Genomic DNA, 15,531 nt, shown 5'->3' on the forward strand with positions numbered 1-15,531 from the left:
ACTTCACAAGATCCCGCGACAGGATCGTGCGAAAGCATCCAGCCGCATAGAGATTGCTACCGACCCGCGCCTATGCGAATTCGTCTTCGCTGACCGACTGGCTCAGGTCGACGTGACAGTGTTTGGGGTTCGAAGGATCGATCAGCACTGGGACTTCTTTATTCTCGAGAGTTGAGGTGAGGTTGATCCAGATCGGCGGGCTCTTGAAGCTTGTGATTTTACCTGTGGCAGGATGCGTTGCTTGTGCGAACACATGATACGGGCTGCGTCCGTTTATTTTAGTACGGTAGTCGCGCTCGCATTGTTGGAAGCTTGCTTGCAGCGGCACCCCTAACTGCTTCAGGCTGGCAATGATCCGCGTATGCGTGATGCGGAGATAGATTAGCCAGCCACCAATCGCGGCAAAAAGTGATCCAAAGCTCGCGATCACCAATGGAAACAGAAATCGGGTGGAAAAGCTGTCGATCATGGCATCAGATGGATCCCATGGGTCATAGATAACCTTGACCCGTTCGCCGCGAGAGAATGCGGCAGGATTGCTGCCGTGCTTGCTGACAAATTCGTATCGAACCCCGCTATTGTCGCGAAACTCGACGACGGGACGGTAGATGAACTTCCCGTCGTTGTTCCTCCTTCGCTCAATTTCCACGACCTGCCCTTGAGCTTGCTGGCCGTTCGCTGACAGTTGGGATGAATGCCAAAAATTCCACGCTCCGACACCGGCGAAAAGCAGACCGACCAGAAGAAATATGCTGCCGATCGAGCGGACAACCTTGGGCATAACGTGCACTCCAAAGAATTTGCCGGCTGCCGGGACAACAATGTCGCAGCCCTTCCGGTTCTCGGGTTAATTCCTAATAATTTACAGCCTGTTACCCGTTTGGCTTTGGGCGCGATTTTGCGACGACAGTTCGCAAACTAGGGCAGCCGACGATAGCGGAAGTACCAAACTTCGTGCCCGTAAACTGTACGCGCCTTGTGTTCATAGCGGGTCTCGCACCAGCCCGACGGGCGGTTTTCCCAGCTGTCACGCCCTTTGACCTGCCATTCGAATTTGTCGGTGTGGCGCTGCATCACCATCAGCGCGTGACGCAGATAGACATCGTGGTCTGTCCCGAAGCGGAATTCACCGCCGGGTTTCAGTTTGTCAGCAAACAGTTTCACCGGGCCGTCGTTCATCATCCGGCGCTTGGCATGCTTGTTCTTGGGCCAGGGGTCTGGATGCAACAGATAGATCATCGTCAGCGCACCGTCCGGAATGCGTTGCAGCACGTCCAGCGCATCGCCCCAATGCAAGCGCACGTTCGCAAGTGTTTGCTCTTCGACATGGGTCAATGCTTGCGCGACACCGTTCACAAACGGTTCTGCACCGATAAACCCGTGATCAGGCAACAGGTCAGCGCGATAGGCCAGATGTTCACCGCCGCCAAATCCGATTTCGAAATGTAGCGGCCGATCATGTCCGAACAGGATCTCGCTAGTCACAGGGCCTTCAGCTGGCACTGCGATCTGCGGCAGCAGGTTGTCGACCAACCCTTGCTGGCGCGCGCGCAGCGGCTTGCCCTGACTCCTTCCATAGAGCCGGTTAAGCGTCGTCGGATCACCTTCTTTGAATGCAGACACAGCGCAGCCGATTGGCGAAGCGCGAGCCAATTGTCCAGTCAGGCTTTGCGATCCGGGCGCTGGGCTAGGGGTTGAGGTGCCTTCGCAAGTCCCTATATCCGGCGCGTGTTCGAACAAATCACTACATATCTGTCGGGGCTCGCCCCATGGGCGCAGTCAGCGGTTGGTCTTGTAGCGCTCGCGCTGCTTTCATTGACCGTCAATTATATTCTCAAAGACGTGATCCTCAGAATCGCCGAGCCCTATCTCGACGGAAAAACCAAAACGATAGACAAAGCGGCGGCCTGGCTCGCAACAGTGGCGCCATTGCTGATCATATCGCGCGGCATTGCCTACGTGCCCAACTTGCCGGCCGAGATCTACGATGGCGTCAGGAATATCGCACAGGCGCTGATTGTGGTGTCTGTCGCTATGGCGATCGTTCTTGCTCTTGCTTACGCAAACGAGCTCTACGAGCGGCTTCCACGGTCCAAGAATCGCCCGATCAAAGGCTTTATCCAGGTCATAAAGATCCTTGTCCTGTGCGGCGCAGCGATCATCATGATCTCGGTACTGATCGATCAGTCGCCTTTGCTTTTGTTGTCCGGCCTTGGGGCTGTCACTGCCGTTCTGTTGTTAGTGTTCAAGGACACGATCCTCTCGCTCGTTGCATCGGTCCAACTCACGACTAATGACATGCTGCGCGTGGGCGACTGGATCGAAATGCCCAGCATGCAGGCTGATGGCGATGTGATCGATATCTCGCTCCACACAGTGAAGGTGCAGAACTTCGACAAGACCATCACGACTATACCAACGCACAGGCTGGTCTCTGATGCCTATCGCAATTGGCGCGGGATGAGCGATGCCGGGGGCCGCAGGATCAAGCGCGCGCTTACCATCGACCAGAATTCGGTGCGTTTCATGGACGATGACGAAGTGGCCGCGCTTAAGCGTTTCCGCGTGTTGCGCGACTATCTGGACAAGAAAAAGCAAGAGATCGCCGATTGGAACGAAAGCGAATTGGCGGGCGAGGACGCGGTAAATGCGCGTCGGATCACCAATATCGGGACTCTGCGCGCCTACATTATCGGCTATTTGAAAAGCCATCCCGAGATCAATGATGAAGGCTTCACTTTGCTTGTTCGGCAATTACCGCCAGGGCCGGAAGGGCTGCCGATCGAGATCTATTGCTTCACCTCGACTACGAATTGGGGCGAGTATGAAAGAATTCAGGCGGATATCTTCGATCACCTCTTGGCGATCCTGCCAGAGTTTGATCTGAAGATATTCCAGGAGCCGAGCGGCGCCGATTTCCAGCGCGTGCTCACTAACTAAGACCCGAATAGCAAACGGCCCGCTCTCCCTCAGGGACAGCGAGCCGCTCAAGTTCCGTCTTGTTGGAAACTTAGGCTGCTTCAGCAGCTTCTTCCGGGTCACGCAGCACATAGCCGCGGCCCCATACCGTTTCGATATAGTTCTCGCCGCCACCTGCCAGGCTGAGCTTCTTGCGGAGCTTGCAGATGAAGACGTCGATGATCTTCAATTCCGGCTCGTCCATTCCGCCATACAGGTGGTTGAGGAACATTTCCTTGGTCAGCGTAGTGCCCTTGCGCAGCGAAAGCAGCTCAAGCATCGCATATTCCTTGCCTGTCAGGTGAACGCGAGCGCCGTCGACTTCAACGGTCTTGGCATCGAGGTTCACTGCCAGCTTGCCAGTGCGGATGATCGATTGGCTGTGGCCCTTCGAACGACGCACAACAGCGTGGATGCGAGCGACCAGCTCTTCGCGATGGAACGGCTTGGTAACGTAATCGTCAGCGCCGAAGCCGAAGCTGTGGATCTTGCTGTCCATTTCCGCGATACCCGAAAGGATCAGAACCGGTGTCTGCACCTTGGCAACGCGCAGCTTCTTCAGCACGTCATAGCCGTGCATATCCGGCAGGTTCAGGTCGAGCAGAATGATATCGTAATCATACAGCTTGCCCAGATCCAAGCCTTCTTCGCCCAGATCAGTCGAGTAAACATTAAAACCTTCAGTCGTCAGCATCAGCTCAATAGCCTTTGCTGTTGTCGGTTCGTCCTCAATCAATAGCACGCGCATGGGTGGTTTCCCCCTTTGCCCCAGACTTGTGGCAACCCTTCCTAAAGAGTGGTTGCCGTGAATTAACCACACGAGGTCTCAACGAAAAAGGTTAATTTCCCGTAAAGCCCTTCAGCGAACGACTTCGCGCGAGTAGTGAGTCTTTTGAGTCACAGAGGGTGGTGAATGTGAAAATCACAAGTTTTCCAGCTTCTTCTGCCTTCTGCGCTGGACGGAAGAGCCAATCCCCATGGCTTCGCGATATTTGGCAACTGTTCGGCGCGCGAGTTCGAAGCCCTCGGCCTTAAGCATTGTTACCAGAGTGTCATCGCTTAAAATCTTTCTGGGATCTTCTGCATCGGTCAATGCCTTGATACGCGCCTTGACCGCTTCGGAGGATGCGCCTTCGCCGTCGCTGGAGCCCACACCGCTGGTGAAGAAATACTTCAGTTCAAACGTTCCGCGTTCACAGTTCAGGAACTTGTTGCTGGTCACACGGCTAACCGTGCTTTCGTGCATGTCGATCTCGTCGGCGACCATCTTCAGCGTAAGCGGCTTAAGCTCTGACACACCCCGCAAAAAGAAACCTTCCTGACGTTTCACGATCTCTGCGGCAGTCTTGAGGATCGTTTTCTGGCGCTGGTCCAGCGCCTTGATCAACCAGTTCGCATCCGCCAGCTTTTCGTCGAGCCAGCGGCTGGCTTCCTTGTTGGTCCCGCCGCCCTGCAGCTCAAGCATATATGCACGGTTGACGATCAAGCGCGGCAAAGTCTCCTCATTAAGCCTGATGTCCCAGCCTTCCCCTTCTTTGGAGCTGACCAGAACGTCAGGAATGATAGCTTCTGTTGCACTCGAACCATATGCAAGCCCGGGCTTGGGGTCGTAGTTTCGCAGTTCGGACAGCATGTCTGCAAAGTCTTCATCGTCGACATCACACATCCGCCTGAGGCGCGGGATTTCGCCGCGCGCAAGCAGATCGAGATTGTCGATCAAACGCTGCATACAGGGGTCGTACCGGTCTGCTTCTTGTGCTTGGATTGCCAGGCATTCGCTTAATGACCGTGCGCCAACGCCGCTCGGCTCCAGCTGCTGCACACGCGCAAGAGCCCGTTCAGTTTCCTGAATGGTGACGCCCAGATCGCCTGCGATTTCGCTCAACTCGAAAGACAAATAGCCAGCATCATCCAGCAACCCGATGATGTGACGGGCGATGAACTCGGTCTTGGGGTCATCGTAGTAAGCCCCGATCTGAAGCTGTAGATGCTCTTCCAGGCTGACATCGGCGGAGCTACACTCCTCAATGCTGGGCAGATCGGATTCGAGCCCCCCACTCACATGGGCCGCGCCCCATTCGGCATCTCCGGTATCATAGTCGCGATCAAGCGCGCTGGCATCAAGATCTGTCGGCGCCTCGGCTTCGCCTTGCCCTTGTGCAATCAGGACATCCGATGTGACCTCTTCGCGCGGAATATCATCTGGTTCAGGGTCGCCAACATCTTCGCTCGACACTTCTCCGGCTTTGAGGAGCGGGTTGTTTTCCAGCTCTTCTCCGATGAAAGCTTCGATTTCGAGGTTGGAGAGGGCCAGGAGCTTGATCGCCTGCTGCAATTGCGGCGTCATCACCAGCGATTGTGATTGCCTAAGGTCTAGGCGAGGACCCAAAGCCATCGGAGCTACAGCGTAAAGCCCTCACCGAGATACAGGCGACGCACATTCTCATCCGCGACCAGATCTTGCGGAGAGCCCGCGAAAAGCACCTGGCCGCCATAGATGATGCAGGCGCGGTCCACGATGTCGAGTGTTTCGCGCACATTGTGGTCCGTGATCAAAACGCCGATCCCGCGCTCTTTCAGATCTTTCACAAGATCGCGAATGTCGTTGATCGAAAGCGGGTCGATCCCTGCAAACGGTTCATCCAGCAGCATGATCGAGGGCTTGGCCGCTAGCGCTCGCGCAATCTCGCACCTCCGCCGCTCGCCGCCCGAAAGCGCCATAGCCGGGCTTTCGCGTAGTCGCGTCAGGCCGAATTCATCGAGCAGCCGCTCCAGCTCTGCGGCACGGGTATCCGCATCGGGCTCGACCATTTCGAGCACGCAATTGATGTTCTGCTCCACAGTCATGCCGCGAAAAATGCTGGTTTCCTGCGGTAGATACCCCAGGCCCAGGATTGCGCGGCGATACATCGGCAGATTGGTGACATCTTCGCCGTCCATCAGGATACGGCCGGAGTCAGGCCGGACCAGACCCATGATTGAATAGAAGCAGGTGGTTTTGCCTGCGCCGTTTGGTCCGAGCAGCCCCAGCACTTCACCCTTGGCGACATGCAACGAGATATCGGTCAGGACCGCGCGCTTGTCATAGCTTTTCGCGATGGAGATGACTTCGAGTCCGCCGTTGGGCATATCGACTCGTTCAATTGCACCCGCCGCATCGGCGTGACTGTCTGTGGCTAGAGTTTCCATATCGTCCATCACCAACAGCTTTAGCATCCCAGCATCTGCAGAAAACCCCCGTTTTCGCCAAATTGGCAAGATTTATGCATGGCAAAGCTTTGGGGCTAAATATCATTGCATGGTTAGCAGTCTTGCCTTGGGCGCGACTCTCTGTGATACTCTGCGCCGTGAGAGGAACTTTGGGGAGAGCCTTTCGATGAGCGACACGTTCTCGAATAACAATGCAGCGCCTGCGGGTGCACGCGAATACGCGCACGACTGGCGCAAGAAAATGAGCGATCATGTCGCCTATGCACTGTTGGTTTATACCGGCCTGCAGATCTTCGCGACGATGGGTGCGATGAAAGAAACGGGCATGAAGATGATGGCGTTGTTCGCTCTCGTCGTTCTCGTTGGCGCAATCATACCGGCCTGTCGAAAGTTTGAACGGCGCTGGCGCAACCTAACCGACGAGCAAGCATCGGATATGGCTTATGAAAGCGCGTTCAAGCGCGATCTGATTGGGCTTTGGTTGCTCGCGATCGGCTTGCCGTTTGTGCTGACCATGCTCTTCAAGGGCATTGCCGCAATAATGTAGAACCTGCCGCAATCAGCCTTGAGCTGATTTCGCGCGTTCAATCGCTTCCACGACTACTTGTCGGGCTTCGTTAGCGTCGCCCCAATTGCCAACGCGCACCCACTTTTCTGCCTCCAGATCCTTGTAATGTGTGAAGAAGTGCTCGATCTGCTGGAAGATGATTGAGGGCAAGTCTTTGGTTTCGCCAACATCCGAATAATACGGGAAAGTCGTGTCCACAGGCACGCAGATCAGCTTTTCATCGCCGCCATGCTCGTCCTCAAGGTTCAAGACACCGATCGGGCGCGAACGCACAACACAGCCTGGAATGAACGGGCTGCGGGCGATCACCAATGCATCCAGCGGATCGCCATCGGGCGACAGCGTATGCGGGATAAAGCCGTAGTTCGCCGGATAGCGCATCGGCGTGTGTAGGATACGATCAACGAATAGCGCACCCGATTCCTTGTCGAACTCGTACTTCACCGGTTCGCCGCCGGTCGGGACTTCGATGATGACATTGAGTTCTTCTGGCGGGTTCTTGCCGGCGGGGATCATATCAATACGCATTGTGGTCTCGTCTTTACAGCGCTGCCCCACTCCCCCGACGGAGCTGCGCTAGTTTTTATTTGACGCGGCCTTTAGCGATACATGCGCCATTGCGAAAGGCCTTCCTTGGTCCTAATCGCGCATCTCATGAGCAAGAACACGCCAAATGCCATTCGCGGCACTCAGGATATTTTCGGCGCCGATGCCGAAGCTTTCGCTTTCGTGGTCGAAACATTCGAGCGCGTGCGCAAACTCTATCTCTTTCGCCGCGTCGAGATGCCGGTCTTCGAAAAGACCGAAGTTTTCAGGCGCGCGATTGGCGAGACGACCGATGTCGTATCGAAGGAAATGTATTCGTTCGATGATCGCGGCGGAGAATCGCTCACGCTGCGGCCTGAATTCACTGCAGGGATCGCTCGCGCATACCTCACCAATGGCTGGCAGCAGCACGCGCCGCTGAAAGTCGCAACCCACGGCCCGCTGTTCCGTTACGAGCGTCCGCAAAAGGGGCGCTATCGCCAGTTTCACCAGATCGATGCAGAGATTATCGGTGCGGCGGAACCGCAGGCCGATGTCGAGCTGTTGGCGATGGCGGATCAGATCATTCGCGAGCTGGGCATTGAGGGCGTGACGCTGCACCTCAACACGCTGGGCGACGCGGAAAGCCGCGATGCCTGGCGCGCGGCGTTGGTCGAGTATTTCCGTGCGGTGAAGGATGAGCTCTCCGAAGATTCGCAGGAACGTCTGGAGAAGAATCCGCTGCGTATTCTCGATTCAAAGGACCCGCGCGACCGCAAGTTCGTGGCGGATGCGCCCAAGATCGATGCCTTCCTGTCAGACGAGGCGAAGGCGTTTTTCGAGGCGTTGACCAGCGGCTTGGATGCGGCTGGAGTCAAATGGACACGCGCGGAAAGCCTCGTGCGCGGTCTCGACTATTATCGTCACACGGCGTTTGAGTTCATTCCTGATGAAGGCAGCGAAGCGGCTGGCAAGCTTGGCAGCCAGAGTACGATCCTGGGCGGCGGGCGCTATGACGGGCTGATGGAAAGTCTCGGCGGCGCACCGACGCCTGCAGTGGGCTGGGCAGCCGGGATCGAGCGGCTGGCGATGCTGGTTGGGGAGAAGGGTGAACCCATTGCCGATGTAGCGCTTGTCGTTGAAGACAATGACCGGATCGCCGAAGCGATCAGTGCGGCTCGCCAGGCTCGTGAGGATGGGCTCGTGGTTGAGATATTCGCCAATGGGTCGCCACGCAAGCGCTATGACAAGGCCACAAAGAGTGGAGCGGCGGCAATCGTGTCACTGCAAAAGGACATGGGTCACAGCTTCACAAGTGCCGGAGAGCCCAACCCCCTGGTTTTGGAAAGCTTTAGGCCCTACGTCTAGCCATTCGTCATCCCCGCGAAGGCGGGGATCCAGAACGAAGCCACCGTTCGTGTCAAACCGGATTCCCGTGTTCAGCCTTCGGCTGTGTTTCACAACCACGGGAATGACGATAAGAGAAGTCCCACATGCAAATACCCGCTGAACGCCTTGACCAGATTACGCATCGCTTTGCCGAGCTTGAAGCGCGCATGGCTTCGGGCACGCTTGAGGGCGAAGCCTTTGTGCAGGCCAGCCGCGACTATGCCGAGCTGGAACCCGTCGCCAAGACCGCTGCCCAGGTGAAATCCATGCGCGAAGAGATTGCGGGACTCGAAGAAATGCTCGGCGATCCCGAAATGAAGGCTATGGCCGAGGAGGAGCTCAGCGAGATCCGCGAGAAGCTGCCTGAGGCCGAGCGGAAGCTCGCGATCGCCATGCTTCCCAAGGATAGCGCCGACAGCAAGCCTGCCATGCTGGAAATACGCGCGGGGACCGGCGGCGATGAAGCCGCGCTGTTCGCGGGCGATCTCTACCGCATGTACGAACGCTTTGCGGCGGAACAGGGCTGGAAGGTTGAGCCGGTCAGCATGAACGCATCCGAAGTTGGCGGCTTCAAGGAAATCGTTGCCAATGTCACCGGCACAGGCGTGTTCGCGAAGATGAAGTTCGAAAGCGGCGTTCATCGCGTTCAGCGCGTTCCCGTAACCGAAAGCGGCGGGCGCATTCACACTTCGGCGGCAACCGTAGCGGTGCTGCCCGAACCCGATGAGGTCGATGTCCAGATCGAAGACAAGGACCTCAAGATCGATATCTATCGCGCGTCGGGTGCGGGCGGTCAGCACGTCAATACGACTGACTCTGCGGTGCGGATCACGCACTTGCCAACCGGAATCGTTGTGCAGCAGCAAGACGAGCGCAGCCAGCACAAGAACAAGGCCAAGGCGATGCAGGTGCTGCGTACGCGGGTTTATGATCATCTGCGCGAGCAGACGCAGGGCGAAGAGGCGGCGGCGCGCAAGGCGATGGTCGGCAGTGGCGATCGTTCAGAACGCATCCGCACCTACAATTTCCCGCAAGGCCGCGTGACCGATCACCGGATCGGGCTGACGCTGCACAAGCTGGATGAAGTGCTGGCGGGCACTGGCCTCAGGGAATTGATCGATGCGCTGATTGCAGAGGACGAGGCCAAACGTCTCGCCGCGATGAACGAGTGACTGTTGCAGTCGCTCTGCGCGAAGCAACGGCACGGCTGACAGAAACCAGTGATACCGCGCGGCTAGATGCAGAGCTTTTGATGGCACATGCCTTAGGCGTAAGTCGTTCGGACATGCTCCTAAGACATATGTCAGATGATGCGCCTGCTGGTTTCGCATCGCTTGTTGATCGCCGTGTTCATCGGGAACCGATTGCTTACATCCTGGGTGATGCCGAGTTTTATGGCCGCCGATTCATTGTCACTCCCCATGTCCTGATCCCGCGCAGCGATAGCGAATGTGTTGTCGAAGCCGCGCTCGCGGTTGCACCGGACAGCGGGCGCGCACTCGATATGGGAACGGGATCAGGCGCACTGTTGATCACATTGCTGGCCGAGCGGCCTTCGCTAGTGGGTGTCGGGATTGATGCCTCGCTTTCTGCCCTGTCGGTTGCGGCAGCGAACGCAGCCAGGCTTGGCGTTGTCGAACGCACGCATATGTTGCGTGCCGACTGGCACGAGCATGGTTGGAGCGATGATGTGGGCCAATTCGATCTCATCATTGCCAACCCGCCCTATGTTGAAACCACGGCTCAGCTCGATCCGGACGTGCGCAACTTTGAGCCTGCCAGCGCCTTGTTCGCCGGCGAAGAAGGGCTTGACGACTACCGGGCGATTATCCCGCAGCTGCGTCAACTGTTGACAGAAGGAGGAGCGGCTGTGCTCGAAATCGGAGCCTCTCAGGCGGCGCAGGTAACGAATATTGCAGAGAAAAACGGGTTCTCGGCCGAATTGCGCTGTGACTTGTCCGGGCGCCCGCGCGCGCTGATTCTGCGATAAAGGCTTGGCAAACTCGATCTGCGAGTCTACCCACGAATCAGTTCCCGGATAGCATGAGTGCTCACCGAGGACCTAAGCTCCACATTTTCAAAGAGATAGGCAGAGCGAAAACGCTTTCTGGATCATGTGGATAGGACTGCTCCGTCCCATGGACAGGGCGCACATAAAGGGGTGAGATGACCCTGCGTTACATTTTTAGACGCGTAGGGGCCTCCAAACAGGATGGAATTCCTTGAATAACAACCGCAATAATCGACGTCGCGGCCGCGGCAGTAACCGTAACCAGGGCGGTAGCAATAGCGCCAATCGCATTGACAACCGGGCGCGTGGTAATGCGCCGCAGCTTCTCGACAAGTACAAGAAACTGGCACAGGACGCGCAGCATAATGGCGACCGCGTATTGATGGAGCAGTATCTTCAGTTCGCTGACCACTATTTCCGTGTGATAGCCGATAACAAGGCGCGTCAGGGCGAGGCCAAGGCGAAACGTCAGGATGAGCGCGGCCAGTCCGACGATGACAATGACGATGATGATGGCGACGATCATCGCCGTAACAACCGCCGCTCGCGTGGCAATCGCGATAGTCGCGACGACAGCACCAGCGAAGGCAGCCGGGGCTACGAAGGCGAACCCATCGATCAGTCAGGTGACGAGGACGAAAAGAAGCCGCGCCGCAAACCGCGCGAAGACACCAGTGGCAGCGCAGATGGCGAGATTGACGCAGCGGTTCTTCCGCCAGCGATTGTAGCCTTGGACGACGATAGCGAAGCCGCGCCCAAGCCACGCCGCCGCCGTAAACAGCCAAGCGAAGATAGCGAAGAAGCCGTAGGCTAAAACCGTTCAGGCTTTGGTTGAGGCGAAAGGGGCAGCATTCGGATCATGACCGAAAAAGTCCTCCGGATGTGGCAGGTGCTGCTTCAGTGGCCTCGCGTGTTCGCACTTGTTCTCGGCGCATTGTCTGCCACCGCATATCCCCCGCTGGGGCTATGGCCGGCTGGTCTGGTTGGTGTCGCTGCCTTTATCGCTCTGCTTCGGGCCGCTGAATCAGGGAAAGCAGCGGTATTATTGGGCTGGTGCTTTGGCTTTGGGCATCTAACCCTAGCCAACAACTGGATCGCTACGGCGTTCACATTCCAATCTGAAATGCCGGTGTTCCTTGGGTCGCTCGCAGTTCCGCTGCTCTGCATTTACCTTGCCATTTATCCCGCACTTGCGGCGCTGGCCGTACACGTCATCGCGCGTAGGGGCACGATGACGGTCTTCACTTGTGTGTTCGCGGGTACGTGGATTGTGGCTGAATGGCTGCGTAGCTGGGTTTTCACCGGATATCCCTGGCCCCCGTTGGGGTTGATGCTGTTGGGCGACTTTGACAGCCCGGGTATCGCCTTGCTGCTACCGTGGCTGGGCACCTACGCGCTCTCCGGCGCCGTCATTTTGATAGCAGGGCTGCCGATCGCTTTTTGGAGCATGGGTCGCGTACGCATGCTCTCGTTCGTCGTCGCGCTTAGCGTAGCGGCAGCAATGCTTTTCCCTGCCGCGCGATACGTCAACGATGAAGGCACGGTTCCATTCATGCTGGTCCAGCCGCTGATCCCGCAGGAGGAGCGTGACGACCCGACCAAATACGAGGAACAATTTGCAAGGCTGACTGAGAATACACTGCCTGGCCGCGATGAACCCCGCTTGGTACTTTGGCCTGAAGCTGCGATTCCGGACTATCTCGAAGATGGCTATCCTGATCGATACTATCGCGCGCGTACAGCCGGTCGTGATCCGCAGTTTGCGCGCCAACGGATTGCCGCAGTCATCGGTGAGAAGTCGATTCTTCTCTCTGGTCTCGTTCATTTGTCCATGGGGCAACCCGATGGGCGGTTGCGCGCGGTCAGCGCTCGCAATGCGGTGAGCGCAATTGATGGTCGCGGTGACATTTTTGCGAATTATTCCAAGGCGCATCTTGTGCCCTATGGCGAATATCTGCCGATGCGTTCCATCCTTGAACCGATCGGGCTTTCCAGACTTGTTGCCGGCTCTATTGACTACGAGCCGGGCGCTGGCCCTGCGACGTTGGAGCTGAGGCGTTTTGGCCGTGCAGGCATCCAGATATGCTACGAGATTGTGTTCTCTGGTCAGGTTGTCGATCGCGCAAACCGGCCGCAATTCATTTTCAACCCGTCCAATGATGGCTGGTTCGGGAGCTGGGGGCCGCCGCAGCATCTGGCGCATGCACGGCTGCGCGCGATCGAGGAAGGCCTGCCTGTACTGCGTTCAACCACCACGGGTATCAGCGCAGTAATCGATGCAAACGGAATCGTCCGGTCCTACATTCCCAGCGGTGTCGATGGCTGGCTCGATGGAGTGATCCCGCCTGCAAAAGGCGCAACGCTTTTCGCGAAACTAGGCAATAACCTGCCATTAGGGTGGGCTTTTCTCTTGATCACCGCTTCTCTGGTTGCCTTGCGATTGCGCAGGAGCTAGGGAACGCGCACACATAAAGAACTCTTTATATCAAGGTATCATGCGCAGCGATTTTCTCTTCACCTCCGAAAGCGTTTCAGAAGGTCATCCGGACAAAGTCTCTGACCAGATCTCCGATGCTATTGTTGATCTCATGCTCGCCAAAGATCCGGAAGCGCGTGTCGCCTGCGAGACGATGACCACGACGCAGCGCGTCATTCTGTCGGGCGAAATTCGCTGCGCACCAATGTATGACGAAAATAACGAGGAATGGGCGGTCAACGGCGGCTGGGCACCCGGTGCCAAGGAAGAGATCGAGCGGGCGGTCCGCAGCACCGTGCGTGATATCGGCTATGAGCAAGACGGCTTCCACTGGAAGACGCTGACGTTTGAAAACCATTTGCACGGCCAATCGGCTCACATCGCGCAAGGCGTCGACGCAGGTGCCGAAGGCTCGAACAAGAACGAGGGCGCCGGCGATCAGGGCATCATGTTCGGTTTTGCTTGCGATGAAACGCCTGACCTGATGCCTGCGACGCTCGATTACAGCCACAAGATCTTGGAGCGGCTCGCTGCTGATCGTCATTCTGGTGTGGCACCTTTCCTGGAGCCAGATGCCAAGAGCCAGGTCACGCTGCGCTACAAGGATGGAAAGCCGGTTGCTTGCACGGCCCTGGTGGTCAGCACTCAGCATGCGGAGGGCTATGACCAAGGTGCGAAAGAAGCCGAGCTCAAGTCCTATGTGAAGGGAGTAGTGGCGGATATCCTACCCGACGGCTTCCTGTCCGATGAGACACAATGGCACATCAATCCGACCGGTAGCTTTGTGATCGGCGGGCCTGATGGTGACGCTGGCCTGACGGGCCGCAAGATCATCGTCGACACCTATGGTGGTGCCGCGCCGCACGGTGGCGGTGCCTTCAGCGGCAAGGACCCGACCAAGGTGGACCGTTCGGCGGCCTATATCACGCGATACCTTGCAAAGAATGTTGTTGCGGCAGGCCTTGCCAAACGCTGCACGATCCAGATCGCCTATGCGATTGGCGTTTCGGAGCCGCTATCGCTCTATGTCGATACGCACGGTACTGGCACCGTTGATGATGCGAAGCTTGAAGCGGCGATCAATTCGATCGGCAAGCTGGGCGGGCTGACCCCGCTCGCGATCCGCACGCATCTGGGTCTTAATAAGCCGATCTATAGCAAGAGCGCGGCCTATGGCCACTTTGGCCGTACCCCTGAAGGCGATCTGTTTCCTTGGGAACGGACCGATTTGATCGATGATCTGAAAGCTGCGGTCGCTTAACTGTCCTCGCCCAATGTTGGCGAAGGCTTGTCCAGCGCCAACTCTGCGTCGGAGAATCTAAACGGGCTGCGCACGCCGGGCATTCCGTCTAGCTTCACCTGCATGCCGCGGGCTTGAATCTGGGGGTCTGCGAAGACTTCATCCAGATTGTTGATCGGGCCGGCAGGTACGCCAGCTTCTGCGCAGTGGCGCAGCAAAACATCGCGTTCCCAAAGAACGGTTTCTCGAGCGATCATGGTGTCGACTTCTTCGCGATTGGCGACACGGGCTTCGTTGGAAGAAAAGCGGGCGTCATCGAGCAGATCATCCCGGCCCAGCACGTTCAGCAGCTTGCGAAACAGATTGTCGTTTGCAGGTGCCAGCACGACCGGGCCGTCCTTGCTCGGGAATACGCCATAGGCGCTGACTTGCGCATGCGCATTGCCCATACGCGGCGGATTTGTGCCGGTCGCGAAATAGCTCGAAGCTTGGTTTGCGAGCAGTGAGACCGAGCAATCGAGCAAGCTCATATCGATCCATTGTCCCCTTCCGGTGCGCTCGCGCATCAGCAGCGCCGCCTGAATGGCATTGGCGGCATATAGGCCGCAGGAAAGGTCAGAAATCGAGACGCCGAACTTCATGGGATCGCCGCCGGGCTCACCGTTCAAAGACATGAATCCGCTCATGCCCTGGATCACGAAGTCGTAACCGGGTTCGTTGCGCCGTGGGCCATCCTGTCCGAAGCCTGTGACCGAGCAATAGATAAGCTGAGGGTTTGCCCTCGACAGCGTCGGATAATCCAGGCCGAATTTAACGAGCTTTCCCGGAAGGAAATTTTCGAGCACTACATCCGCCCCGGAAGCGAGCCCGATAACATTGGCGATATCTTCCTGCTGGCGGAAATCCGCTACGAACGAACGTTTTCCGCGATTGCAGGCGTGATAGTAGGCCGAGGTCTTTTCGCCATGATGCTCGACCCAGGGTGGCCCCCAGATACGCGTATTGTCCCCCTCCGGCGCTTCGACCTTGATCACATCCGCGCCCAGATCGGCGAGGATTTGCCCTGCCCATGGCCCAGCCAGCACTCGCGCCAGCTCAAGCACTTTGAGCCCGGCCAGCGGGGCGTTCGGGTTGCGAGGCTTTTCGAGCCACAT

16 protein-coding genes are annotated in these 15,531 nt (G+C 57.3%); 9 read left to right on the top strand and 7 right to left on the bottom strand.

Features of this window, described 5'->3' with window-relative positions; all coding sequences use genetic code 11:
- Nucleotides 1-70: 70 nt before the first annotated feature.
- Entirely contained in the window at nt 71-781 is a 711-nt protein-coding gene (locus tag QZ487_RS03655) for a DUF3592 domain-containing protein (RefSeq protein WP_285976431.1), read from the bottom strand.
- On the opposite strand from QZ487_RS03655, the gene QZ487_RS03660 reads away from it, so the two are divergent.
- Nucleotides 695-922, top strand: a complete 228-nt coding sequence (locus tag QZ487_RS03660; RefSeq protein WP_296024128.1) for a hypothetical protein — start codon at nt 695-697, stop codon at nt 920-922. The two genes, QZ487_RS03655 and QZ487_RS03660, sit on opposite strands and share 87 nt — an antisense overlap.
- Here the strand turns inward: QZ487_RS03660 and QZ487_RS03665 are convergent.
- A complete protein-coding gene (locus QZ487_RS03665; RefSeq protein WP_296023357.1) occupies nt 919-1,623 on the bottom strand; it encodes a tRNA (guanosine(46)-N(7))-methyltransferase TrmB in 705 nt (234 codons plus the stop codon). The two genes, QZ487_RS03660 and QZ487_RS03665, sit on opposite strands and share 4 nt — an antisense overlap.
- 105 nt (nt 1,624-1,728) lie before the next feature.
- Here QZ487_RS03665 and QZ487_RS03670 point away from each other — a divergent pair, with 105 nt between their 5' ends.
- On the top strand, nt 1,729-2,940 hold the full coding sequence (locus tag QZ487_RS03670; RefSeq protein ID WP_285976433.1) for a mechanosensitive ion channel family protein: 1,212 nt from the start codon (nt 1,729-1,731) through the stop codon (nt 2,938-2,940).
- A gap of 70 nt (nt 2,941-3,010) precedes the next feature.
- Here the strand turns inward: QZ487_RS03670 and ctrA are convergent, their stop codons facing one another.
- The 3 genes from ctrA to lptB form a co-directional block, all read right to left on the bottom strand.
- A complete protein-coding gene (gene ctrA, locus QZ487_RS03675) occupies nt 3,011-3,706 on the bottom strand; it encodes a response regulator transcription factor CtrA (protein ID WP_285976434.1) in 696 nt (231 codons plus the stop codon).
- A gap of 174 nt (nt 3,707-3,880) precedes the next feature.
- Nucleotides 3,881-5,353 (bottom strand): RNA polymerase factor sigma-54, encoded by a 1,473-nt coding sequence (rpoN, locus tag QZ487_RS03680; RefSeq protein ID WP_296023358.1) that lies wholly within the window; start codon nt 5,351-5,353, stop codon nt 3,881-3,883.
- 5 nt (nt 5,354-5,358) lie between these two features.
- Entirely contained in the window at nt 5,359-6,087 is a 729-nt protein-coding gene (gene lptB, locus QZ487_RS03685) for an LPS export ABC transporter ATP-binding protein (RefSeq protein ID WP_285976945.1), read from the bottom strand.
- 247 nt (nt 6,088-6,334) lie between these two features.
- Here lptB and QZ487_RS03690 point away from each other — a divergent pair, with 247 nt between their 5' ends.
- Nucleotides 6,335-6,715: a hypothetical protein gene (locus tag QZ487_RS03690; protein ID WP_285976436.1), complete on the top strand. Its 381-nt coding sequence runs from the start codon at nt 6,335-6,337 to the stop codon at nt 6,713-6,715.
- 12 nt (nt 6,716-6,727) lie between these two features.
- Here the strand turns inward: QZ487_RS03690 and ppa are convergent, their stop codons facing one another.
- Complete coding sequence (gene ppa / locus QZ487_RS03695; protein ID WP_285976437.1) at nt 6,728-7,264, bottom strand: inorganic diphosphatase; 537 nt, start codon at nt 7,262-7,264, stop codon at nt 6,728-6,730.
- A gap of 126 nt (nt 7,265-7,390) precedes the next feature.
- Between ppa and hisS the strand changes: the two genes are divergently transcribed.
- From hisS to metK, 6 genes are all read left to right on the top strand, one after another.
- Nucleotides 7,391-8,629 (top strand): histidine--tRNA ligase, encoded by a 1,239-nt coding sequence (gene hisS, locus QZ487_RS03700; RefSeq protein ID WP_285976438.1) that lies wholly within the window; start codon nt 7,391-7,393, stop codon nt 8,627-8,629.
- A gap of 125 nt (nt 8,630-8,754) precedes the next feature.
- On the top strand, nt 8,755-9,822 hold the full coding sequence (gene prfA / locus QZ487_RS03705; protein ID WP_296023360.1) for a peptide chain release factor 1: 1,068 nt from the start codon (nt 8,755-8,757) through the stop codon (nt 9,820-9,822).
- Nucleotides 9,819-10,640: a peptide chain release factor N(5)-glutamine methyltransferase gene (gene prmC, locus QZ487_RS03710; protein ID WP_296023361.1), complete on the top strand. Its 822-nt coding sequence runs from the start codon at nt 9,819-9,821 to the stop codon at nt 10,638-10,640. Before prfA ends, prmC begins: the two co-directional genes overlap by 4 nt.
- A gap of 232 nt (nt 10,641-10,872) precedes the next feature.
- Complete coding sequence (locus QZ487_RS03715; protein WP_296023363.1) at nt 10,873-11,475, top strand: DUF4167 domain-containing protein; 603 nt, start codon at nt 10,873-10,875, stop codon at nt 11,473-11,475.
- Between the two features lie 45 nt (nt 11,476-11,520).
- Nucleotides 11,521-13,116 carry an apolipoprotein N-acyltransferase gene (gene lnt, locus QZ487_RS03720; RefSeq protein ID WP_296023364.1) on the top strand — a complete coding sequence of 532 codons (1,596 nt, stop codon included), beginning with the start codon at nt 11,521-11,523 and terminating at the stop codon, nt 13,114-13,116.
- Between the two features lie 40 nt (nt 13,117-13,156).
- Nucleotides 13,157-14,398, top strand: a complete 1,242-nt coding sequence (gene metK / locus QZ487_RS03725; RefSeq protein WP_296023365.1) for a methionine adenosyltransferase — start codon at nt 13,157-13,159, stop codon at nt 14,396-14,398.
- On the opposite strand, the gene QZ487_RS03730 is transcribed toward metK, so the two are convergent.
- Complete coding sequence (locus tag QZ487_RS03730; RefSeq protein ID WP_296023366.1) at nt 14,395-15,531, bottom strand: CaiB/BaiF CoA-transferase family protein; 1,137 nt, start codon at nt 15,529-15,531, stop codon at nt 14,395-14,397. The two genes, metK and QZ487_RS03730, sit on opposite strands and share 4 nt — an antisense overlap.

It is taken from the genome of uncultured Altererythrobacter sp., assembly GCF_913057185.1.
Taxonomy (GTDB): domain Bacteria; phylum Pseudomonadota; class Alphaproteobacteria; order Sphingomonadales; family Sphingomonadaceae; genus Erythrobacter; species Erythrobacter rubellus.